Annotated in this window: 18 protein-coding genes and 1 tRNA gene; 9 read left to right on the forward strand and 10 right to left on the reverse strand. The window is 67.9% G+C overall.

Features of this window, described 5'->3' with window-relative positions:
* Positions 1-37 precede the first annotated feature (37 nt).
* Positions 38-712, forward strand: coding sequence for an MspA family porin (locus tag OG405_RS00255; RefSeq protein WP_327149629.1), 675 nt, complete (start codon positions 38-40; stop codon positions 710-712).
* A 112-nt stretch (positions 713-824) separates the two neighbouring features.
* Here the strand turns inward: OG405_RS00255 and OG405_RS00260 are convergent, their stop codons facing one another.
* The 3 genes from OG405_RS00260 to OG405_RS00270 all read right to left on the reverse strand — a co-directional run bounded on the left by OG405_RS00260 (position 825) and on the right by OG405_RS00270 (position 2,674).
* Positions 825-1,523 (reverse strand): SAF domain-containing protein, encoded by a 699-nt coding sequence (locus tag OG405_RS00260; RefSeq protein ID WP_327149630.1) that lies wholly within the window; start codon positions 1,521-1,523, stop codon positions 825-827.
* A 141-nt stretch (positions 1,524-1,664) separates the two neighbouring features.
* Positions 1,665-1,973 carry an FmdB family zinc ribbon protein gene (locus OG405_RS00265; RefSeq protein WP_327149631.1) on the reverse strand — a complete coding sequence of 103 codons (309 nt, stop codon included), beginning with the start codon at positions 1,971-1,973 and terminating at the stop codon, positions 1,665-1,667.
* A 119-nt stretch (positions 1,974-2,092) separates the two neighbouring features.
* Complete coding sequence (locus OG405_RS00270; protein WP_327152577.1) at positions 2,093-2,674, reverse strand: 5-formyltetrahydrofolate cyclo-ligase; 582 nt, start codon at positions 2,672-2,674, stop codon at positions 2,093-2,095.
* A gap of 111 nt (positions 2,675-2,785) precedes the next feature.
* Between OG405_RS00270 and OG405_RS00275 the strand changes: the two genes are divergently transcribed.
* The 5 genes from OG405_RS00275 to OG405_RS00295 all read left to right on the forward strand — a co-directional run bounded on the left by OG405_RS00275 (position 2,786) and on the right by OG405_RS00295 (position 7,223).
* Positions 2,786-3,751, forward strand: coding sequence for a UTP--glucose-1-phosphate uridylyltransferase (locus tag OG405_RS00275; RefSeq protein ID WP_327149632.1), 966 nt, complete (start codon positions 2,786-2,788; stop codon positions 3,749-3,751).
* Between the two features lie 36 nt (positions 3,752-3,787).
* On the forward strand, positions 3,788-5,047 hold the full coding sequence (gene glp, locus OG405_RS00280) for a molybdotransferase-like divisome protein Glp (protein ID WP_327149633.1): 1,260 nt from the start codon (positions 3,788-3,790) through the stop codon (positions 5,045-5,047).
* 11 nt (positions 5,048-5,058) lie between these two features.
* Positions 5,059-5,709: a GNAT family N-acetyltransferase gene (locus OG405_RS00285; protein ID WP_327149634.1), complete on the forward strand. Its 651-nt coding sequence runs from the start codon at positions 5,059-5,061 to the stop codon at positions 5,707-5,709.
* A 263-nt stretch (positions 5,710-5,972) separates the two neighbouring features.
* A complete protein-coding gene (gene sepX / locus OG405_RS00290) occupies positions 5,973-7,025 on the forward strand; it encodes a divisome protein SepX/GlpR (RefSeq protein WP_327149635.1) in 1,053 nt (350 codons plus the stop codon).
* Positions 7,026-7,150: 125 nt separating this feature from the next.
* Positions 7,151-7,223: transfer RNA gene (locus OG405_RS00295), tRNA-Ala, on the forward strand.
* Positions 7,224-7,445: 222 nt separating this feature from the next.
* Here the strand turns inward: OG405_RS00295 and OG405_RS00300 are convergent.
* Entirely contained in the window at positions 7,446-10,565 is a 3,120-nt protein-coding gene (locus OG405_RS00300) for a BTAD domain-containing putative transcriptional regulator (protein ID WP_327149636.1), read from the reverse strand.
* A 115-nt stretch (positions 10,566-10,680) separates the two neighbouring features.
* Here OG405_RS00300 and OG405_RS00305 point away from each other — a divergent pair, with 115 nt between their 5' ends.
* The 3 genes from OG405_RS00305 to OG405_RS00315 all read left to right on the forward strand — a co-directional run bounded on the left by OG405_RS00305 (position 10,681) and on the right by OG405_RS00315 (position 13,419).
* Complete coding sequence (locus tag OG405_RS00305) at positions 10,681-11,253, forward strand: NADPH-dependent FMN reductase (RefSeq protein ID WP_327149637.1); 573 nt, start codon at positions 10,681-10,683, stop codon at positions 11,251-11,253.
* An 18-nt stretch (positions 11,254-11,271) separates the two neighbouring features.
* Complete coding sequence (locus OG405_RS00310; RefSeq protein ID WP_327149638.1) at positions 11,272-12,687, forward strand: MFS transporter; 1,416 nt, start codon at positions 11,272-11,274, stop codon at positions 12,685-12,687.
* 237 nt (positions 12,688-12,924) lie between these two features.
* On the forward strand, positions 12,925-13,419 hold the full coding sequence (locus tag OG405_RS00315; RefSeq protein WP_327149639.1) for a DUF4254 domain-containing protein: 495 nt from the start codon (positions 12,925-12,927) through the stop codon (positions 13,417-13,419).
* Between the two features lie 49 nt (positions 13,420-13,468).
* On the opposite strand, the gene OG405_RS00320 is transcribed toward OG405_RS00315, so the two are convergent.
* The 6 genes from OG405_RS00320 to OG405_RS00345 all read right to left on the reverse strand — a co-directional run bounded on the left by OG405_RS00320 (position 13,469) and on the right by OG405_RS00345 (position 20,640).
* Positions 13,469-14,596 (reverse strand): glycosyltransferase, encoded by a 1,128-nt coding sequence (locus OG405_RS00320; protein WP_327149640.1) that lies wholly within the window; start codon positions 14,594-14,596, stop codon positions 13,469-13,471.
* An 89-nt stretch (positions 14,597-14,685) separates the two neighbouring features.
* Positions 14,686-16,497, reverse strand: a complete 1,812-nt coding sequence (locus tag OG405_RS00325; RefSeq protein ID WP_327152578.1) for a bifunctional diguanylate cyclase/phosphodiesterase — start codon at positions 16,495-16,497, stop codon at positions 14,686-14,688.
* Between the two features lie 67 nt (positions 16,498-16,564).
* Entirely contained in the window at positions 16,565-18,715 is a 2,151-nt protein-coding gene (locus tag OG405_RS00330) for an Rv1355c family protein (protein ID WP_327149641.1), read from the reverse strand.
* Entirely contained in the window at positions 18,705-19,478 is a 774-nt protein-coding gene (locus OG405_RS00335) for a hypothetical protein (protein WP_327149642.1), read from the reverse strand. Before OG405_RS00335 ends, OG405_RS00330 begins: the two co-directional genes overlap by 11 nt.
* A 266-nt stretch (positions 19,479-19,744) precedes the next feature.
* Positions 19,745-20,200: a GyrI-like domain-containing protein gene (locus tag OG405_RS00340; RefSeq protein WP_327149643.1), complete on the reverse strand. Its 456-nt coding sequence runs from the start codon at positions 20,198-20,200 to the stop codon at positions 19,745-19,747.
* The gene (locus OG405_RS00345; RefSeq protein ID WP_327149644.1) at positions 20,197-20,640 is read right to left on the reverse strand and encodes a GyrI-like domain-containing protein; all 444 of its coding nucleotides are present in this window, start codon (positions 20,638-20,640) and stop codon (positions 20,197-20,199) included. Before OG405_RS00345 ends, OG405_RS00340 begins: the two co-directional genes overlap by 4 nt.
* Positions 20,641-20,847: the final 207 nt, after the last annotated feature.

Here is a 20,847-nt window from a genome sequence, read left to right on the forward strand (position 1 = left end):
CGCTGTAGCGAATTCAACCCCAGAGGGGCACAAACACATGTTCTACCGTAAGAATCCGGCGCGCCTTGCCGCTGTCGGCGCCACCGCCTCGATTGCGCTGGGCCTCTTCTCCGCCGGTGCTGCCAATGCCGACACCTTCATTCCGCTGCCCGGCGGCGAAATCACCAAGACCTTGTCCGACGGCACCGCGGTGACGGTGCGCCTGGTCGGCGAGTCCGCCACCATCAGCCCGTCCATGGGTTCCACCCCGGTGCACCGCAACGCGTGGGCCTCCGCGAGCGCGCAGGTCGAGATCGCGGGCGGCCAGAAGGTCGGCGGCAAGATCTACCCCGGCTACGTCGTAGGTTGCCAGGTCAATATCGACGGTGGCGGCGTCGAGGGCGGCGCCGACGCTGATGTGAGCGTCGAGGGCGACAGCGCCGAAATCAGCCCCAGCGCTGAGGGCGGCGCCAATCTGACCGTCGGGCCCGGGCAGGCGAAGTCGTTCTACGTCCTCGATATCGAGAAGCCCGACGACTACGGCAACGAAGACCACGCCACCAACAACAAGTTCAAGGGCAACAGCGGTTCGGTGACCTGGTCCGATCAGACCATCGGTGTCAACGGTTGCGGTGGCTACGCGCAGGCGCGTTCATTCGTGCGGGTCAAGGTCGAGACCGATCACGTGATGTCCGTGGTGACCCTGTGGGGTCAGCCGTTCAGCCTCGGCTGACCCGGCGGACGGCTCATCCGGCCGGGATGCGGCCCAGCCCCACATCTTGGTCAAGGGACCTGACGCGCACCGCGGCAGGTCCCTTCCGTCTGCCCGGCCACATCTCCGGCGATCAATGGAAGATCACGGTGAGCGCGCTGTTCAGCGAGGCCGCGGCCACGACCGCTGCCCGGCGCGCGTCCATCGCCACCAGCACGACCCGTTCGGCGTGACGGTGCGCGCCCGAGTCTTCGGGCGGTCCCGACACCAGCACCACGGCTGCGTCGACGGCCAGGGTCTGCGCGAGGGTCGGATCTTCGGATCCGGCGGCCACCACATCGACCCGATCGCCGGCTCGCAGGATCTCGGTGATCGCGGTATCGGCCAGCCGGACCGGCACGATTCGGGAATCCGGGCGCCCCGTCGCGACCTCGGCGAGACGTGGCCCGACCACGCGAACGTCGGTGAGCACCTCGCCCGCGCGCAGGGCGGCGGTCAGTACGGCGCCGAGCAGCGGCGCGGGGTCCGCGGCCGCGCCGTCCGGTGCGACATCCGGCGGATAGGAAGCGAGCCGGAGGTCCGCGGCGCCGAGCAGGTGGCCGGGTGGGAGGTCGCGGGCCGCGACCACGACGGTGGAACGCGCGTGGGCCGGATCGCCGCGGAGGAACAGCGTTACGGCCGCGAGCGCGCACAGTGCGGCCAGGATGCGCCGCAGCAGGACCCCGTCGGCCCAAGGCGGGCGATTGTCGAACGCATCACGCCAGGTCTCACCGGCGCCGAGACGGGCGCGGCCGCCGATGGCCGTGTGGGCGGAGGTTCGGAAGCGGCTCATGTGTCGAGCGTATGAGCGCTTTCCGGTACTGAACCGGAGTTGTGCACAACTGTGGACAACTCGGGGGGTGTGGATGGATCACATCGGTGCCCGGCCGCTATCGCCGGTCGATCGGCGCCGGATCGGCGCGAGATCCTTCTCTCAGCTGGCCGCGGCGGCCGGGGCCGACGAAGTACCGGCCGAGCCCTTGTCGGAGCCGGCTTTCGAGCTGGAAGCCGAAGAGCTCGACGCGGAGCTGTCGGACTTGGCCGGTTCGCTGGCGGTCGACGCGCCGCTGCGGCTGTCGGTCCGGTAGAAGCCGCTGCCCTTGAAGACGATGCCCACCGAATTGAAGAGCTTACGCAGGGCGCCGGAGCACTCCGAGCAGACAGTGAGAGCCTCATCGGTAAAGGACTGAACGATATCGAAGCGGTTGTCGCACTGGGTGCACGCATATGAATAGGTTGGCACTGGGTCCTCCGCAGTATTCGAGATTTAGCACTCTACAGCCGACAGTGCCAACAGTGCCAATCGCCCATTGATTCCGGTATACCCACTATTGTGCCGAGCGCCACCCGGGAAGGTGATCGCTACAGTGCGGCGTCGAGCCGCCGCATCCCGCCGACCGGGGTCAGCACCCAGGTCATCCGGATATCGTGCGGTTCCTCGGGTAGCCGCTCCACCAGCTCGTCGTCGCGGACCACAACCATCCGGCGGGCGGCCGGATCGGCCATCCCGAGCGTCCGGTCGTAGTAGCCCGCACCCTGGCCGAGTCGGACGCCGCGCCGGTCCACCGCCAGCGCCGGGATCAGCAGCACCTCGGCGCGGGCGACAGTTTCCGGCGGCAGCACCGGACCCGTCGGTTCGAGCAGGCCGAAGCGGGCCGGGCGCAACGATCCCGCGCCGGTGAACTCGCCCCAGCTCAATGGGCCGGGTCGGCCGGTCACCGGGAGCAGTACCCGGCTACCGGAATCCCGCAGTGCCTCGGGGATGGCCACCGATCCCGGCTCCCCGCGCATCGGCACATAGGCACACACCCACTCAGCGGGACCGAGGTCGGCGGCTGTCGCGGCCAGCGCCGCGGCCTCCGCTGCATGGACGAGTTCGGGTAATCCCGCCCGGCGGGCGCGGATCTCCGCGCGCCAGGCCTGCTTGTCACACTCGTCGGGCATGGGCACGGCGACAACCATAGGCTCTCACCAGTGCCGGTCACGTCGGCGAAAGTCCGCGGCGAGCCGGTGTACAGCCGTTTGGACGGCGCCGTGGATGGATAGGGTGTGTATATGACAGAAAAGGCCGCAGAACAGGGCAACGAGGGCGCCGCCCCGTCGGAGCAGGGCTTCCGGACGGCCGTCGTGCCCGCGGCCGGGCTGGGGACCAGGTTCCTGCCCGCGACCAAGACGGTCCCCAAGGAGCTGCTGCCGGTGGTCGATACCCCCGGTATCGAATTGGTGGCCAGCGAGGCGGCCGAATCCGGAGCCAGCCGACTGGTGATCGTGACCTCCCCAGGTAAGGACGGAGTGGTCGCGCATTTCGTGGAGGATCTGGTGTTGGAGAGCACCCTCGCCGAGCGCGGGAAATTCCAGCTGCTGGAGAAGGTGCGCAAGGCTCCGGGGCTGCTCGATGTGACCTCGGTAGTGCAGGAGGAACCGCTCGGCCTCGGGCACGCGGTGGCGCAGGCCGAAGCGGTGCTCGATCCCGAAGAAGATGTGATCGCGGTGCTGCTGCCCGACGATCTGGTGCTGCCGTGCGGGGTGCTGGACGTGATGAATCGGGTTCGTCGTAAGCGCGGCGGATCCGTGCTGTGTGCGATCGACGTGCCCAAGGACCAGGTCAGCGCGTACGGGGTGTTCGATGTGGCGCCGGTGCCCGACGCGGTCAATCCGAATGTGCTGCGCGTCAAGGGCATGGTGGAGAAGCCCGGCCTGGCCGACGCGCCGTCCACCTTCGCCGCCGCCGGCCGCTATCTGCTCGATCGGGCGATCTTCGACGCGCTGCGCCGGATCGGCCCCGGCGCGGGTGGGGAACTGCAACTCACCGATGCGATTTCGCTGCTCATCGATGAGGGCCATCCGGTCCATGTTGTCGTCCACCGTGGGTCGCGCCACGATCTGGGCAACCCGGGCGGCTATCTTCGTGCTGCGGTGGATTTCGCGTTGGAGCGCGAGGAATACGGTCCTGCGCTGCGCGAGTGGCTCCAGCACCGGCTCGATCCGGCGTGGAACCCGCAACTCACCGCGGACGAATGAGATCGCCTGCGGGGCGAGGACATCGGGAAGGGCTGGATGCGCTCTGTTGAGGATCAGCAGATCAAAGTGACCGCTGCGGCTGTCGCGCCGCGGCCGGTACGGGTAGCTATTTCCGAGGCCCAGGGTCTGCTGTGCGCCGAGGATGTGGTGACCGAGCGGCCGCTGCCCGGGTTCGATCAGGCCGCCATCGACGGGTACGCCGTGCGCAGTGTGGATGTCGCGTCCGCCGGTGCCGATATCCGCGACGAGGACGGCGAACTCGTCGATCTGACGTTACCGGTGGTCGGTGAGGTGCTCGCCGGTTCCCGGCAGCCGATCCGGCTGCAACCACGGCAGACGGTGCGGGTGGCGACCGGTGCGCCGCTGCCCACCCTCGCGGACGCGGTGCTGCCGATGGATTTCACCGATGGCGGCCGAGGTCGGCTCAAGGTGTACGAATCGGTGCGTTCGGGCGACTATGTGCGCCGGGCCGGTGACGATGTGCAACCCGGAGACGTCGCAGTGCATGCCGGAACGATCATCGGTCCCGCTCAGGTGGGTCTGCTGGCCGCGGTCGGCCAGGACAAGGTGCTCATCCATCCGCGGCCGCGGCTGTCGGTGATCTCGATCGGCGAGGAACTGGTCGATATCGACCGTGCTCCCGGGCCCGGCCAGGTCTACGACGTGAACTCCTACGCCCTGGCTGCCGCCGCCCGTGATGCCGGTGCGGATGTGAACCGGGTCGGCATCGTGGATGCCGACCCGCGTCGGCTGCGGGATGTGGTCGAGGGCCAGTTGGTGCGGGCGGAGGTCGTGGTGATCGCCGGCGCGGTCGGCGGGTGGGCCTCGGATCAGGTGTGCGAGGCGCTGGAGGGGCTCGGTGAGCTGGAGATCGCTCGGGTCGCGATGCATCCGGGTTCGGTGCAGGGGTTCGGCCGGCTCGGCCGTGACGAGGTGCCTACCTTCCTACTGCCGTCGAACCCGGTGGGTGCCCTGGTGGTTTTCGAGGTGATGGTGCGCCCACTGATCCGGATCGCGCTGGGAAGACGGCAGCCGATGCGCCGGATCGTCCGGGCTCGGACCATAACTCCGATCCAGTCGATGGCGGGTCGTAAGGGTTATCTACGCGCCCAGTTGATGCGGGACGAATCCACCGGTGAGTATTTGGTGCAGCCGCTCGGCAACAGCGCGGGCGCTTCGTCGCATCTGCTGGCCGCGATGTCGGAGGCCAACAGTCTGATCGTGGTCGAGCCCGACGACATCGAAATTCGCACCGGTGACAAGGTTCGGGTCGCGTTCCTGGCACAGCGCGGCTAGAAGTGGAGTCCATGAATGTCTTCCGGGCCACCCAGCATCCAGGGTGGCCCGCGCACCTCGGCCCGGTGCGGGTAGTGGCCGGGGAGGTGACCTTGCGGCCGGTGCGGTTGCGGGATGCGGCGGCGTGGAGCCGGATCAGGTTGCACGACCAGAACCATCTGGAGCCATGGGAGCCCACCGGGCGCGGCGCCTGGGACGCGCGCAATCACGCCTCGAACTGGCCGCCGTTGTGGTCGAGCCTGAAGGCGGAGGCGCGTCGCGGCGCGATGATCCCGCTGGTGATAGAGGTCGACGGTACGTTCAGCGGGCAGTTGACGGTCGGCAATATCGTGCGCGGCGCACTGCGTTCGGCATGGATCGGGTATTGGGTGGCCAAGCATCTCGGCGGGCAGGGCGTCGCGACCGCCGCGCTGGCACTGGGGCTCGATCACTGTTTCGGCCCGGTCGGATTGCATCGGGTCGAGGCCACGGTGCGGCCGGAGAATCTGGCGAGCCAGGCGGTGCTGCGCAATGTGGGGTTCCGCGAAGAAGGGCTGCTGCGTCGGTATCTCGATGTGGACGGGGCGTGGCGCGATCATCTGCTGGTCGGCATGACAGTGGAGGAGTTGTCGGGCAGGGTGGTCGATCGCCTGGCGCGGGAAGGGCGGTTGACGCTGCGGTGAAGCGGCGCCGGAAACCGGCCTGCCCGGAACCGGCTTTGGTGGAAATGTGACTCATGTGGCGGATGTGCACGGCGCGCCTGCCGTGTTGTACCCCTACTCGGAATTAACCTACGGACGTCGGTGGTGCGCCCTGCGCCACCGGCGGAGAGCTCGTACCACGATCTGCGAGACGTACCCGCGGGGAGGGACTCCGACGCCGGGGCGCACACGGTTCGTGGCGGGGGCTCGGACGACGACCAGGCGTGACGGAGGTGCTGACGACGATGCCGAATTCGATCCTGTGGATCGGCCTGGTCGTGCTGTGGGTCTTCGTCCTGTTTCCTATCCTCGCCGACCGGCATCCCAGAATCCGCCGGACAACCGATACGGCCCTGGCCACGCGGGTACTGCATCGTGGAGATTCCAAACGGCGTAAGGGAAGTGGACATGCTCGTAAGAAGCGGACCACCCGACCCTATCGAAAGCGTCACCACGCCAACGATGCGGAGGATCCGATGAGTGCGTCGGGTGAGGAGAACGGCACCGCGGCCGACGAGGAAAAGCCGGACCACGGCGTCGGCGACCAGGTCGTGGCCGAGCTCGATGACGACGACACCGCCCATATGTCGGAGTCCGGCGAGGCCGTGGACGACGGGGAACTCGAACGCGCCGCGGAAAGCGACGAGCGGACACTGTTCCCCGCCGAGGGCGCCGAGAATGCCGCGGCCGCGGTCGAGGGGAATGTTCCCGCACGTATACCTCCGGTCCGGGCCACCGTGCGCGCGCCCATACCCGAAGCCGAATACGAATACGAATACGACGACGAGGAATTCGTGCCGACTCGGCGCGGGCGCGGCGGTTACGACCCCGAAGCCGATGCCGTCGCTCGGGCCGCGCGCTACACCTTCCGGCAGCGAGCCGTGGTGGCTCTCGTGCTCGGTGCCATCCTGTGCGGTGGTCTGGCGGTGGCCGTAGCGCCCATCTTCTGGTGGGGCTGCGGTGGTGCGGTGCTGTCGCTGGGCACCTATCTGGGTTATCTGCGCAAACAGGTCCGGATCGAACAGGAGATCCGCAGGCGGCGCAGCGCCCGGCTGTCCGGCCGGGGTCACGATTCTGCCGAGTACGGTCCCGCCGACACCGAATCGGGGGCGGTGCGGACGGCCCGGCCGGGGATGGATCGCGACACCGCGCGCGCCCTGCGCCGTCGCGCTCAACTGCTCGAGCCCGACGATGAAGATCCGGCGTTCGAGCATCTGGACGCCTATGACGCGAGCATCGCCCGGACGGTACGCAACCGGGCCACCGGCGGCGATATCCGCCGGGCCGCCGGTGCCTGAACATCCGCGGTCACGGCCCGTCCCGGGGCGCCCACTATGGGTGCATTATTCCAGGTCAGGTCCCCGATTCGGCTTCTGGTAACCCGGTTTGCTAGAGTGGCACAGCGCGGTTCGCAGAGCCGCACGGGGCTATAGCGCAGTTGGTAGCGCGTCTCGTTCGCATCGAGAAGGTCGGGAGTTCGATTCTCCCTAGCTCCACCGATTGTTCAAGTGATATCTGACCAGCTTTTCTGACACAGAGCTAACCCCAGCCGCCGGTGCGGCTGGGGTTATTTTTCTGTTCAGGTCGGTTTCGGTGTTCTGGTACCCAGGGTGTTGTGGTCAGTGGGGTTGGTGTGATGAGTAGGTCTCGTGCTTGCTCGGCACGCAGCGCATGAGCCCTCGTGATCGCGCTATCGGCCGATGACGTGCACGGACACTTTATTGCGCCGCGCGGATCGCCGCCGAGATGCGGTCCACATCGGCCCGTTCCTGGTCTGGCAGCGGTGCTCCCGAGCTGTCCCGTTCCGCTGCGGCCGCCGACAACAGCTGACGGGCTTGCTCGGCGTTTCCGGCGAGGACGGCGGCTCCGGCGAGTCCTTCCAGCGCGAGGGCGACCGCGCGGGGGTCGCCGATGTCCCGGGCCACTGCCAGACCCTGTCGGTGCAGCTCGCGTGCCTGCTCTGGATCGCCGCGTAATTCGGCGATGAAGCCCAGCTCGGCGAGGCTGTGTGCGATGCCCGGCGCGTAGCCCACTTCTCGGTTCCAGTCGAGCGACACCCGTGTGTGCTTCTCGGCATCATCGAGCCGGCCCGCCCGTCGGGCCCCGATGCCGAGGCCCACTTCCGCGAAGACTCGGCCGAGCATGTGGCCCTGGCCGACCGATAGATCGCGGGCACGCTCGTGCAACAGGCGCGCTCGGGCCAGATCTCCGGCCAGCAAGGCGAGCCTGCCGAGCCCCGACAACATATCGGCCACCTGTGGCCACAGCCCGAGTTCTTCGGCCCGGCGCAGGCCGTCGCGACGCAGGCGCGTCGCTTCGGCGTAGTCGCCGATGATCTCGGATCTACGGGCAAGGAGGTCGGCGGCCCGAAGCTGCCCCCACCGATCACCGAGATCTGCGAAAAACTCGGCACTCTCACGCGCGTCACGAGCCATCGCCGCGATGTCCCCGCGCAGCAGGGCATGGTGCGCGGCGCTGCTCAACGCCGCGGCTACCCCCCAATCGTCCGCGGCCGCGCGGAACCCGGCCAGGGCGCGCTGCGCGAGCGTGTCGCTGATCGACTGGTCCCCACCGCCGAGCAGCACCTCCGCCAGCAGCCATTCGGTGAACGCGCGGCCCGCCGGATCGTTCACTCGGTCGAAACCGGCCAGCCCGGCGTCCACCAACGCAGCCCGGTCCGCATCGCTGCTGCTGAGCAGCATCAACGCGGAACGCCAGCCATTGGCCCGCGCCCACAGTGCCGAGCGGGAATCCCCGGGGGTGCTCAGCGCGACGTCGAGCAGTCGGACACCGTCGGTGAGTCGTCCACGCAGGAACCAGTACCAGGCCAGCGCGTCGACGAGTCGAAGCGCACCCTCGGAATTGCCGCTGCGCGCCGAATCTTCCACGGCGGAGCGCAGATTCGCGTATTCGGTATCGACCACCGCGAGCCACCTGCGCTGGTCGGCGCCGCGCAGCCGGTCACGCGCTCGTTCGGCGAGGGTTGTGTAGTACCCGTTGCGCACGTCACGGACCGGATCGGCCTCCCCGGCCTGGACCAGACGATCCGAGCAGTACAGCATGACCGACTCCGACAACCGATAGCGCGGTCCGTGCTCGGTGTCGGTCATCGCGACCAGTGACCGATCGACCAGGCGTGCGAGCAGGTCGGGGATCTGCCCTCGGGGCAGATCCCCGATCGCGCAGATATGCTCGGCCGCGGCCAGCCCGAAACTATCGGTGTGCACCGAAAGTCTTCGCAGCACAGCCTGCTCCGGCTCGATCAGCTGCTCCCAACTCCAGTCGATCATCGCGCGCAGCGTCCGTTGGCGACGGGGACCACCCCGATGTCCGACGACCAGCAGCTCGAATCGATCGTCCATCCGCGCGGCGAGTTCCCGGACCCCGAGCGCCCGCACCCGGGCGGCGGCAAGTTCCAGCGCCAGCGGGATGCCGTCCAGCCGACGACAGATGGTGGCTACGGCCGCGGCATTGCCCGCATCGATGGTGAAGCCGGGAGCCGCGGCGGCCGCTCGGGTGATGAACAATCGGACGGCGCTGAACTTCGGTAGCGCCTCGGCACCGGTATCCGCGGGCGAGTGCGGCAATTCGAGTGCCGCGACCGGATATACGGCTTCGCCGGATATACCGAGGGGTTCCTGGCTCGTGGCCAGCACACGCAGCCCGGGCACCGATCGCAGCAGCTGTTCGGTCAGTGCGGCGATCACGTCCACCAGATGCTCGCAGTTGTCCAGGACCAGCAGGACCCGTTTGCCGTCCAGCGCGGTGATGAGCTGTTCGACCGGTCCGGAGGCGGTCCGGCCGGCGTCGCGGATACCCAGCACCGCCTGCACCGCGTCCACGATGGTGCTGTGCGAGGCGGAGTTCCCGTCGATCCCGGCCAGCTCGACGAACCACACGCCGTCGGGGTGGTCGGCGATCAGGGCTCGGGCCGCCTCGACTCCCAATCGAGTCTTGCCGACGCCGCCGGGCCCGATGAGAGTGACCGATCGATGTTCGCGGACCAGCGCGCATACGTCGTGCGCCGCTTCGGCCCTGCCGATCAATTCGGTCAGTTGGCTGGGCAGGTTCGTCGCGGTGGTGGCAGGGCGGGGAGCGATCAGCGGGTCCTGCGCCAGGATCGCGCGCTGCACGGCGACGATCTCAGGGCTCGGATCGACACCGAGCTCGGTGCGGAGTCGCTCCCGTAGATCGGTGAAGCCGGCCAGTGCCTCACTCTGACGTCCGGCGCGGTACAACGCACGTAGGTGCGCTGCGCGTAATCGTTCGCGCAGCGGATGTTCGGCGACCACGGGGGCCAGTTCGCCGACCAGGCCGGCGTATTCGCCTGTTTCGAGCAGCGCTTCGGCCCGGGCTTCCACCGCGGACAGTCGGAGTTCGGTCAACCTGGCCACTTCGACCGCCGCGAACTCTTCGTCGGCGCTCTCGACGAACGCGCTGCCACGCCAGAGGTCGAGCGCGGCGCTCAGGGCGTCGGCCCGCGCCCGAGCATCCGTTCCGCCGGCCCCGAGCAACGACTCGAACCGGCCGGCGTCCACCGCATCGGCCGGGACATCCAAGCTGTAGCCCGCGGCCCGTGCCACGACCAGGGCGCGGGCGCTCGGCTCGGCGGCGGCGAGGGCCCGGCGCAGTTGCGACACCTTGACCTGTACCGCGGCCGACGGGTCACGGGGCGCCCGCTGCGGCCACAGGACGTCTACGAAGCGGTCCGTCGACACCGAACGCCCGCGGTGGACGAGGAGAACGGCGAGGACCGTGCGCACCTGCCCGGCGGGGATCGTGACCGGCTCACCCTGATCTGTCCACGCCATCAGCGGGCCGAGCACGCCGAACCTCATATCCGTGACGATACGGACTCGTATAGGGGGCGGGTAGGGCGGCTGTAGGAGAGCTGTAGGCCGGCCGGGCGAAGGTCGTGACCGTACAACGACGACAGCTGGAAAGGCGGATCCTATGCATACGACCGACTCGTTGCGGGTAGCGGTCATCATCGGCAGCACGCGGGCGCAGCGATTCGGCCCGACAGTGGCCGAATGGTTCCATGACCACGCGCTCGAGCACGGCGGGCTCGACCTGGATCTGATCGATCTCGTGGAGACCGGGCTGTCCGAGGTTCTGGGCGACCCCGACGACGCTGTGGAGGCCTTGGCGCCGCGCCTCGCCCAGGCCGACGCGTTCGTCATCGTCTCGCCCGAATACAACCGCGGCTATCCCGCCTCACTCAAAACCGCGATCGATTCCTACGTCGACGAGTGGAAGGCGAAGCCGGTCGGCATCGTGTCCTACGGCGGCGTCTCCGGCGGTCTCCGAGCCGCCGAACAGCTCCGCCAAGTGCTGGGCGAACTGCACGCTGTCACGATCCGCGACACCGTGAGCTTCCACTCGTGCTGGAACAAGTTCGACGACAGCGGCCGACCGCTGGATGTCGCCGGGGCGAGTGCCGCCGCGACGACACTGCTCAATCAACTCACCTGGTGGGCCCGCGCCCTGCGCACAGCCCGAACCGCGCAGCCGTATCCGTTCTGAGCCCGGAAGAAGACACCAATGCCGAAACGACCGGCGCCGGCCCTGGCCCTGCTGGCCTTCTCCAGCCTGATCACCTCGCTGGACTTCACGATCATCTACGTCGCCTTACCCGACATCGCCCGCGATGTCGGCTTCTCCGACCACTCCATGCAGTGGGTGGTCAGCGCCTACGCCATCTTCTTCGGCGGGCTGCTGCTGCTGGGCGGACGGTCCGCCGACCTGCTCGGCAGGCGGCGGATGTTCGTGCTCGGAATGGTGGTCTTCGGTGCCGCGTCCCTGCTGGGCGGCCTGGCCACCACCACGACCGCGTTGATCGCTGCCAGAGCGTTGCAGGGAATCGGCGCGGCAGTGCTGTTCCCCGCAACGTTGTCGCTGGTCAACACCATGTTCGAGGAGGGACGGCAGCGGATTCGGGCACTCGCGGTATGGGCGATGGCCGGTGCCGGCGGACTCAGCCTCGGCGCGTTGCTCGGCGGGGTGCTGACCAGTGCGTTCGGCTGGCAGGCCGTGTTCTTGATCAACGTCCCACTCGTCATCGCCGCAACGGCGGCGGCCTTACCGGTGCTGCACGCGGACGGGCCCCGCGATCGTGGGCGTTTCGACGTGCCCGGCGCACTCACCGGAACCGTGGGCATCACCCTGCTCGTGTTCACCGTGGCACAGGGGCCGGAATCCGGGTGGACCTCGACACCCGTCCTGGGCGGCGGCGTACTGGCGGTGGTGCTGTTGGCCTCGTTCCTGGTCATCGAGTCACGTAGTCCCAGCCCGCTCATGCCGTTGCGGCTGGTACGCACACTGGGCCCGGTGCTCGCCGTCATCTTCGTATTCGGCGCGACCATGCAGAACATCGTCTACTTCCTCACCCTGTTCCTGCAGAACGTGTGGCGATACAGCGCACCGGTCACCGGACTGGTGTTCCTGAGCCTTTCGCTGGTCATCGCGGTCGCGAACTTTGTCGCCGAGCGACTCATCGTCCGAATCGGCATCCGCACCACGCTGATCAGTGGTGTACTCCTCGGGGCGGTGGGCGGCGCGCTCCTGGCCGCGGGGATGATCGCCGACGGCTCCTACTGGACGATCCTGGCCGGGATTCTGGTCTACGGCGCGGGCATGGGCACCGTATTCCCGACGATGTTCGCCGCTGCCGGAACCGGTGTCGCCGAACACGAGCAGGGTAGCGCCGGTGGGATGGCCAACACCGCTATGCAGGTCGGCATCGGTGTGGGGCTGGCGGTGCTCGTCGGCATCGCGAATGCCGGTTCGGCGGGGCTGGACGGTGACGCATTGCGGCTCGCGAGCGCGGACGCGCTGCGCACCACGGTCTTCGTCGCGGCCGCGCTCACCTTCCTCGGTCTGCTCGCTGCGAGGCTGCTACCCCGAACGGTCGACGCGGAGAACGACACCACAGCAGGCGAAACGGTCGCGGCTGCCTGAACACCCCATCGGCGGCGCTGGTTCGGGCGGGCGCCGCCGACCGGCCGATTCCCACGGTGCGTGAGTCGCCGGTTGTGTTCGTGCGCAATCGATTCGATGAGAGAGCGGTGGCCTCCTGACCTCAAATCAGCGAATGCAATAATGCGTTTCACTCTGCTGGAGTTATGCGCATCAACTATTGTCAGTGACTGAACAAACCCTGTCCGATATGCGGTACGACCGAATCGAGAGCCGATCGTGTTTGAACAGAGTGTGATGCTGCCGGATGACATTCGTGTGGGGACGGTGGTGATCGCGGCCTCCCCGGGGCTGCCGACGGCGACCCAACTGCTGTGCAGCTTCCAGGGGACCCGGTTCGAGGATCACGAGGTGCTCCGTTCGGCTCGGGCGCTGGCCGTCCTGCACGGCCACCGGGTGGCCATGCGGGACGTACGCATGGTCGCCGAGGTCGACGACCGCCGCCGGGAACTGATCGAGGATATCGACGACTGGATCGGCTCGCGGTCCCCGTGTCACGACAGTGACGCGACGATCCACGCCGAAACACTCGGAACGGTGATCGATCGCATGGCCTGGGGGTGGGTGGACGCGAACCAGGTGGTCGAGATCGACGGAGCGCGGGATCATCAGGCCCGCAAACGCTGGCATCGACTAGCCGAGCTCATCGACGGTTACACGGAGTTGATCGGCGATCTTCTCCGGGGCGGGCGGCGGCTCCCCGACCGGGGGTGACGCCGCGCTCACGGCGCGCACTGTCGCCCTGAGCGATTCGCTGCACATCTCAGCGGTCGAGTACGGCCAGCATTCCCGAAACGGCTGCGGGCCAGGTGAACTGTTCGGCCCGCCGTCGCGCCGCGTCGCGCCGCTGCGCGGGTGGGCGGGCCAGGACATCGGTGATCGCGTCCGCGAAAGCCACCGGATCGTCTGCGGCGACCGCACCGCAGTCGGCAGTGAGGATATCGGCCAGCGCCGAGGATCTGCTGGCGACCACCGGGGTCCCCGCGGCCAGCGCTTCCAGCGCGGCCAGCCCGAAGGTTTCGTGCGGACCCGGAGCAAGTGAGATATCGGCGGTCGCCAGCAATCTGGCCACATTCGTCCGCTCGCTGATGAATCCGGTGAAATGCACCGCGGGCAGCCCACCCGAGAGAACCGGCAACAGCTTTGCCCGACGTTCGAGCGCGTCTCGTCGCGGGCCGTCACCCGCGACCACCAGGCGCGCGTCGACCCCGCCCCGGCGTAGTTCGGCGAGCGTCTCGATACTGCGGGCGGCGCGTTTCTCCACCGACAGCCGGCCGCAGTGCACCAGCAAGGGACGGCCCGGCACGCCGAGGTCGGCTCGTAGGCCGAGGTCGTGGCGGTGCGGACTGAACAGGTCCAGATCGACGCCCAGCGGGACCATCTCGACATTCGGGGCATCGATCCGCCGGAACTCCGCCTGCGCGAATTCGGTGGTACACACCACCATGTCGTATTCGGCGGCGGTGTGACGGTTGGCGATATCGGCGCAGCGCCGAGCTATCCGGTCGGGCATGATCTGCCCCAGCAGCCGGTCGAGGCGTTCATGGGAGATCATCACCCCGGCCACGTCCCGGCGGCGGGCCCAGCGTCCGAAACCACGCAGGGTCAGCCGGTCGGAGACCTCCAGGACATCTGGCCGCAGACCGTCGAGGACATCGGCGACCCGGCGTGGGCCCGCGGCCCGGTATCCGCCCGTCCACGGGATCCCGACCGCGGGCAGAGTGATGCGCAGGACTCCGCTCGGCAGGATCTCCTCATGGCGCCGTGGCCCGGGCACGATCAGCACGACTTCGTGTCCGGCCGCCACATACCCCGCACCGAGATGGTGCAGCGCGGTCCGCAACCCGCCCGAGCGTGGGCCGTAGAAATTCGCCAGTTGCACGATGCGCACATCGCCGATCGTGGCGCGGGCCGGATTACCACCGGAACCGTGGCGCTGAATTCGCGGTGAAGGGCGGATGTTATTCGGTCACCGGCGGGCTACGGGGCGGCCGGGCCCCGGCCCGCTCGCGGCAGGTCCAGGTTCAGCGGGATCCGGCCGAGGGCCAGATGTTCGCAGACCTCGTCGGCGGGCAGCGGGCGCGCGATGAGGAAGCCCTGAGCCCGGTAACAGCCCAGCCCGACGAGGGTGCGGGCCGCGACCGGGGTCTCGACCCCTTCACCGACCACCCCGAGACCGAACGACCCGGCCAGGCCGATGATCGACTTCACGATGGCCAGATCGTCGGTGCTGGCGCCGAGTCGCTGGACGAAACCGCGGTCGATCTTCACCGCGTCCACCGGCAACGCTTTGAGGTGTGAGAGCGAGGAGTAGCCGGTCCCGAAATCGTCGATGGCGATCTGCACGCCCATCCGCTTGAGCCCGCGCAACGTGACCTGGGTGCGAGCCAGATCCTGCACCACCACATGTTCGGTGATCTCGAGGCAGATCGAACTCCCGTCGATCCCGAAATGTCGCAGGATGTCCTCGATACGTTCCACGAAATCCAGGCTCACCAGCTGTACCGGCGACACGTTGATCCGCATGACCATATTCGCCGCCAGCCCCTGCCGCCGCCACTGCGCGAACTGCGCGCAGGCGGTGCGCAGTACCCAGCGGCCCAGTTCACCGGCGAGGTTGGTGGCCTCGGCGACGGTGACGAACGCGCCGGGCGGGAGCAGGCCTCGGGTCGGGTGCATCCAGCGGACCAGGGCCTCCACGGCGACGATCCGGCCGGTGCGCAGATCGACCTCGGGCTGATAGTGCAGGATCAGCGATCCGTCGGCCACCGCACTGCGCAGGTTCAGCTCCACATCGTCTTGGAGTTCGAACTGCGCGCGCATGGCGTCGGTGAACAGCGCCACCCCGTTGCCGCCGCCGGATTTGGCCGATAACAGGGCGTGGTCGGCGCGCCGCAGCACGTCGGCGACAGTGGTTTCACCGGGAATTCCGACCGCCACCCCTACGCTGGCGCCCCGGCTCACCGATTCGCCGCCCACGGTGACCCGGCGGCTGATCAATTCCTGGATCCGGGTCGCCTCGTGTTCGGCGGCGACGGTATCCATCGGTTTGGCGGGCACGATCACGAACTCGTCGCCGCCGAGGCGGGCGATCATATCGTTGGGATCCAAATTGTCGGTCAGTCGCTCGGACAAGGTCCGGATGAACTTGTCCCCGGCGGTATGGCCGAGGAAATCGTTGAGCGCCTTGAGCCGGTCCAGATCGAGGAAGAAGGCCGCGACCGGCCCGGGACTGCCCGCCTGCAACCGCTGTTCCATATGTTCCAGTAGCGCGCGGCGGTTGGCGAGGCCGGTCAGATCGTCGTGCAGGGCGATGAACCGCAGCTTCTCCTCGGCTTCCACCCGGGCCTGCAGTTGTGCGAACAGAGTGGCGATGGCCTTGAGGACATTCAACTCGCGGGTACTCCAGTCACGGTCGCCCACCTTGACGAAGCCGAGCAGGCCGGTGGATCTGCCCCGGGATACCAGCGGAACCGCCGCGGAGCTGATATCGCCCAGTCCGGACGCCGAATGGATGGTCTGTTGGTAGTCGGCGGCGCTGGCGGGGATGAGGAACGGCTCGGTGGCGTGCTCGAGCGATTTGAAGACCGAATCCGCCTGATCGAAATACACGATCTTGAGCGGATCCGGTTCCGGCACGTCCGGCCGGGGCGGCCATTCGGCCACCAGTACTGTGGACCGGTTCTTGGGATCGTTGTGCCGCAGGTAGCTGAAGTCCACATCGAAATAGTCGATCAGCATGGCCAGCACCTGCTCGGTCGCCGACACCATGGTCGCCGAATCGACGCCCATCAGCTCCGCGGCGACTTCGGTCACCAGCGAGTCGAGTGTCCGCCGAGGCACCTGATCTCCGATCACACTATCTGCGGCTATCCGCGCCCGGGATCGGGCGCCGTCGGCTCCGCACGCTGGCAGCCGCCGCGTAACTCAGGCGTAGTACCAGCGCCACGCTGTCCTGTTCCGGCACTTCCAGTATTTCCAGGAAACGACCCTGAAGTGTGGACAGTCTATCCGCGTATGCCGGGGAAAGTGCGTCCAGTTCGGTACGGGATCGAGAAAAAAGGAAGACCGGGGACATCGGCTGGACGGCCAGACCGGACCGTTGCGCCTGGATCCAGAGCCGCGCGACGGCGGCCCCGGCGCGGGCGTATCCGGTCAATGCCCCGGGCTCGGCCCAGGGATCGTCGGTGAAGGTCAGGGCCACGACGGCCGAGCTCGAGCGGACCCTGTCCCGGGCGTAGTCGCCCAGTGCGGCACCGGCCGACCAGCTGTGCAATCGGGCCATCACATCGGCGCGTCGCCCGATCTGCAGGGCGACCCGCTCGTCGGGTGCCAGTTCCAGCGAACGGGTGTCGATACCGTCGGTCAGGTCGTCGCCGGGCCAGCGCATCTCCGCGAACATCTCACGGTGCAGCAGCGGTGTGAGGTAACGGATCCGGTCCGATTCGGCCAGGACCGCGGCCATGGCCCGGATCCCCGGCGAATCGGCGACCGCCCGCATCCGGGCGCCCTCCGCCGCCGCGGCGGCGGCGAGCCCGGTCAGCACGGCGGCCGGGATCTGGCCGCCGTAGCCGAGTCGGCGATTGGTCTCGCGGGCGAGCGCGTAGGGGTAGTCCGCGGCCAGCACCGGGTCGGTGCCGGTACCGTGCCGGAGCACCGCGGTGAGCGGGGTGCGCTGCTGAGCGTCCTCGACGTACTCGTGGGGTCCGAGTACGTCGTAGGCCGCGGCCGCGACCCGGGCGTTGTACAGGGCGGCGCCCACCGCCACGGCACTGCCCCGGCAGCCGATATCCATGGCGGTGGTGTGTCGGGGTTCGAGAGCGATGCGGGTCTCCTGCGGCGTGGAGTGCAGCGACCACGGCTGGATGTTGCCGCCCGAGGGTGCGCGCTGCGCACAGACCAGGATGCGGTCGACGGTGGTGTCGGCCGGGTCGTCGGACTCGGGATCGGCCGGGTATTCGCCGGTATCGAGCTCGGGGTCGGCGAGCGCGTCGAGGGCCTGCTCCACGTCCACGCGGGTGCGGCCCGACCGCAGTGGGCGGCCCAGTCCGATACGCCGGATCGCCGTGGCGACACTGGCCGCGCCCAGCACCACATCACCGCTGAGCTGCGGCCAGCTGTTGAGGGTTTCGCCGACCTCTACGAGGCTGCCGGCCATCCGGGCCGACAGATCGCGGGCACCGAGCAGGCCGACGACATAGGGGGCCTTGTCGCGGGTGGACAGGCCGCGCAGTTGTTCGGCCGCGGTATCGCCGAGCAGACCGTGGAAGGGCACTCGGTCCGGTTCCAGGTCGAATCGCTCCACATCGAGCAGACCCCGATCACTGGTCTCCATGATCAGCGGCAGCCGGCGGCGGCGCGCCGATTCCCGGATGAGCAGTTTGATATCGAGGGAATCGCATTCCTCCACAACGATTCCCAGACCCTCGACGAATTCGTCTGCGGTTTCGGCGTCCACGCCGCCGCCGCGCACCTCCACGGGCAGAAATGGATCGAGTTCGGCGATCCGCCGGGCGGTGACGATGGCTTTGTTCACCGCGATATCGAACAGGGTGGCGGGCACCCGGTTGAGATTGGACAATTCGAGTTCATCGAAATCGGCGAGCCGCAGGGCGCCGCACACCCCCTCCTGCGCCAGGGTGTAGGCAATGGCGTGTCCCACGCTCTGGCCGACCACTCCGACGGTGACGGTGCTGAGCTTTTCCTGTTCGGCGCGGGTCAGCTTGTTGCGGTTGCGGTCCAGGCGAATCGCGCGGAAGGTCCGCGGCCCCGGCAGGACGAGCACGCTGCGCCGCCACGGGTAGTACACCCAGCGGTCGTCGGAGGCGCTCTCGCCGGTGTCAGGTGGATCGTTGAGCCGACCGAATTCCGCGGCCAGCAGGCCACGCAGATCGTTGAATTCGATATGCGGGGTGGCGCGCAGCCCCGCCAGGGCACGTTCATCGTCGGGATCGCTCGGGTCCAGGATCAGCGGCCGGTATTCCACCCCGAGATCTGCCTCACCGACCATATGCGTAGCACTCCTCCCCGCCGTGGCCCGGTAGCCGATGCGGTCGCCGTGACCTCGGCTCAGCTAATCCCATAGTGCGAAGTTCACCACGCATGAGCAGATACTGCAACTTGTCAGCAAATACGTGATAGGTCCTCGTGTCCCACCAGATCGGCAGGGTTCGATAGCGCTCGTCGGGGTAGGGAACCGGCGGGATCGACTGGGCCTGGACGCCCCCACTGGCGCTGTGTCGTCCGGTGGTGAAGGAGGCCACCGTGGCGAAGCCGTACCGGGCGCCGAGGATGCGGGGCGCGTGGGCCATGCAGCGTGAGATCGCCGCGGCCAGATCGTCGCGCCGCGGCGCGTCCCGAGCGACCCAGGCCGCACGGGATTCCACCACGCCGCGGGGAATGCGCCGGGCCATCATCAGTCCCAGATCCGCCGCGCCCGGCCGGCCGGCCCAGGGGGTGAGGGATCCGACCTCGGAAACCCAGATGTAGGGGCCCTGGACGCGCAGACCGCCCACCACCCGGTCGTGGGAGTCGGTGGCGGCGAAGAACAGTGCCGTGGACGCCCCGTCGAGCACGCCGTCGTAATCCAGTGTGGTCTCGTTGCCGAAGTGGCGGTAAGCGTCCCGCGCTCCGGCGAGGTATCGGTGCCAGAGGCCGGGGGAGCGATTGGGGGTGGCTACGCGGATGTCGTAGCCGGAGACGTTGTCGCGAAATCTCATAGTGCGGCCACGGCACGGGTCTTCCTGGCCGACTGCGATTGTTTCGACAGTCATGCAGTTCCTACTCTTTCGCCGCACGGTCCATGGGTTGTGCGGGATCTGTTGTCCAGCAGCCCGTCCGACGCCCCGGCTCGTCGGCGTGCCCTGTGCAGTATCCGTCATCGGAACACAATTGACCAGAACTCTGGTTAATCTTCCGAAAACCAGCCCTCGGTCGGGTTGTTATCGCAGGTCAGCCCGGATGAAGTAGGAATCTACCGTTACCACCAGACCGGTTGGTACTGAGTTAGTTACCGGTGGGCAACGAGTGGTTCGAGTAATCAGGGGGTGATGGAGATGAACAGTTCCACCGATTCCGAACCGTGCCAGATCTCGATCTCCTCGCGGTAGGCGCGGGTGATCTCCGCGGACGCGGTCGCGTCGTCGACCTGGGCCCAGACGTCCTCGACGGCATCGTGATAGTCGCCGTTGGGGACGAACCGGGCGTACACGCCCCTGGGGACCCGGACCAGGACATCACCGACCGGGGCTTCGCCCGGATCGGTGTACTCGAAGCACACCAGCGCGTTGTAGGTCCCGGTCGGCGTCCGGACGTACACGGTGTACATCGGCCGCTGGGAGTCCGCCGAGCCGGCGCCGGTGTCCAACCGCTCCCGTACCCGGTCCTTGAGGAACTCGATGAGCTCGCTGTTGCTGACTTTGAAGCTGGGGCGGACCTTCGGGAAGACGAGGCCGGCGTACACGGATTCACCGCGTACCACGATCGTGTAGGTCATCGCGGTTCGACCGCCAGATACAGGTCGATCTTGTAGGCGTGTGGGTAGAACTCGAAATCGCCGGAGAAGGTCCGGTTGATCTGGTTGTGTTCCTCCGCGTAGGCGATCTGTGTCCACAAGCTGGTCATGATCTGTGGAAAGTTGCCCACCGAGGAGAATCTCGCATAGGTGCCACGCGGTAGGCGGGCGACCAGGTGGCCGCGCGTGACCTCGTCGAAGGTCGTGCACCGATAACCGACGATCTGAGTGTTGTAGGTGCCCAGTTCCGTCGAGTAATCGGTATAGGCAGTGGCCAGCGGGCCGCCCAGCTCGTGGTGCAGTACCGAGGCCCAGGCGCCCTCGAGATCGCGGTCGTGCAACTCGCCGAGCGCACGCTTGGGGCTGCGTACCGGAAGTCCGGCCACCCACGTCTCGGCCCGCTCGACGAATTCAAACTGCATGGAACGACTCTTTCGAGATGTGTCCTGGTCGGCAAGCCGACCGAATGGTCGGCTGGATCCGCCATGCTATCAACCGGCGGCCGTGCCGGCCGGTTGCCCGCGTCCACCGTCGTGGCGCTGCCGCCCGGTGGTGGAGGCGGGTCGGCATCCGACGGAATGTGCCACGATCCGGAGAGCCGAGTTCGGCATTATACTTTGGTTCTCAAA

Origin of the sequence: Nocardia sp. NBC_01329, from assembly GCF_035956715.1 — a bacterium.
Classification (GTDB): domain Bacteria; phylum Actinomycetota; class Actinomycetes; order Mycobacteriales; family Mycobacteriaceae; genus Nocardia.

Coding starts and splice junctions, on each gene's coding strand:
- OG405_RS00255 (WP_327149629.1), top strand. CDS start 38: ATGTTCTACCGTAAGAATCCGGCGCGCCTTGCCGCTGTCGGCGCCACC.
- OG405_RS00260 (WP_327149630.1), bottom strand. CDS start 1,523: ATGAGCCGCTTCCGAACCTCCGCCCACACGGCCATCGGCGGCCGCGCC.
- OG405_RS00270 (WP_327152577.1), bottom strand. CDS start 2,674: ATGCCCGACGAGTGTGACAAGCAGGCCTGGCGCGCGGAGATCCGCGCC.
- OG405_RS00275 (WP_327149632.1), top strand. CDS start 2,786: ATGACAGAAAAGGCCGCAGAACAGGGCAACGAGGGCGCCGCCCCGTCG.
- glp (WP_327149633.1), top strand. CDS start 3,788: ATGCGCTCTGTTGAGGATCAGCAGATCAAAGTGACCGCTGCGGCTGTC.
- OG405_RS00285 (WP_327149634.1), top strand. CDS start 5,059: ATGAATGTCTTCCGGGCCACCCAGCATCCAGGGTGGCCCGCGCACCTC.
- sepX (WP_327149635.1), top strand. CDS start 5,973: ATGCCGAATTCGATCCTGTGGATCGGCCTGGTCGTGCTGTGGGTCTTC.
- OG405_RS00300 (WP_327149636.1), bottom strand. CDS start 10,565: ATGAGGTTCGGCGTGCTCGGCCCGCTGATGGCGTGGACAGATCAGGGT.
- OG405_RS00305 (WP_327149637.1), top strand. CDS start 10,681: ATGCATACGACCGACTCGTTGCGGGTAGCGGTCATCATCGGCAGCACG.
- OG405_RS00310 (WP_327149638.1), top strand. CDS start 11,272: ATGCCGAAACGACCGGCGCCGGCCCTGGCCCTGCTGGCCTTCTCCAGC.
- OG405_RS00325 (WP_327152578.1), bottom strand. CDS start 16,497: ATGGGCGTCGATTCGGCGACCATGGTGTCGGCGACCGAGCAGGTGCTG.
- OG405_RS00330 (WP_327149641.1), bottom strand. CDS start 18,715: ATGGTCGGTGAGGCAGATCTCGGGGTGGAATACCGGCCGCTGATCCTG.
- OG405_RS00335 (WP_327149642.1), bottom strand. CDS start 19,478: ATGACTGTCGAAACAATCGCAGTCGGCCAGGAAGACCCGTGCCGTGGC.
- OG405_RS00340 (WP_327149643.1), bottom strand. CDS start 20,200: ATGACCTACACGATCGTGGTACGCGGTGAATCCGTGTACGCCGGCCTC.
- OG405_RS00345 (WP_327149644.1), bottom strand. CDS start 20,640: ATGCAGTTTGAATTCGTCGAGCGGGCCGAGACGTGGGTGGCCGGACTT.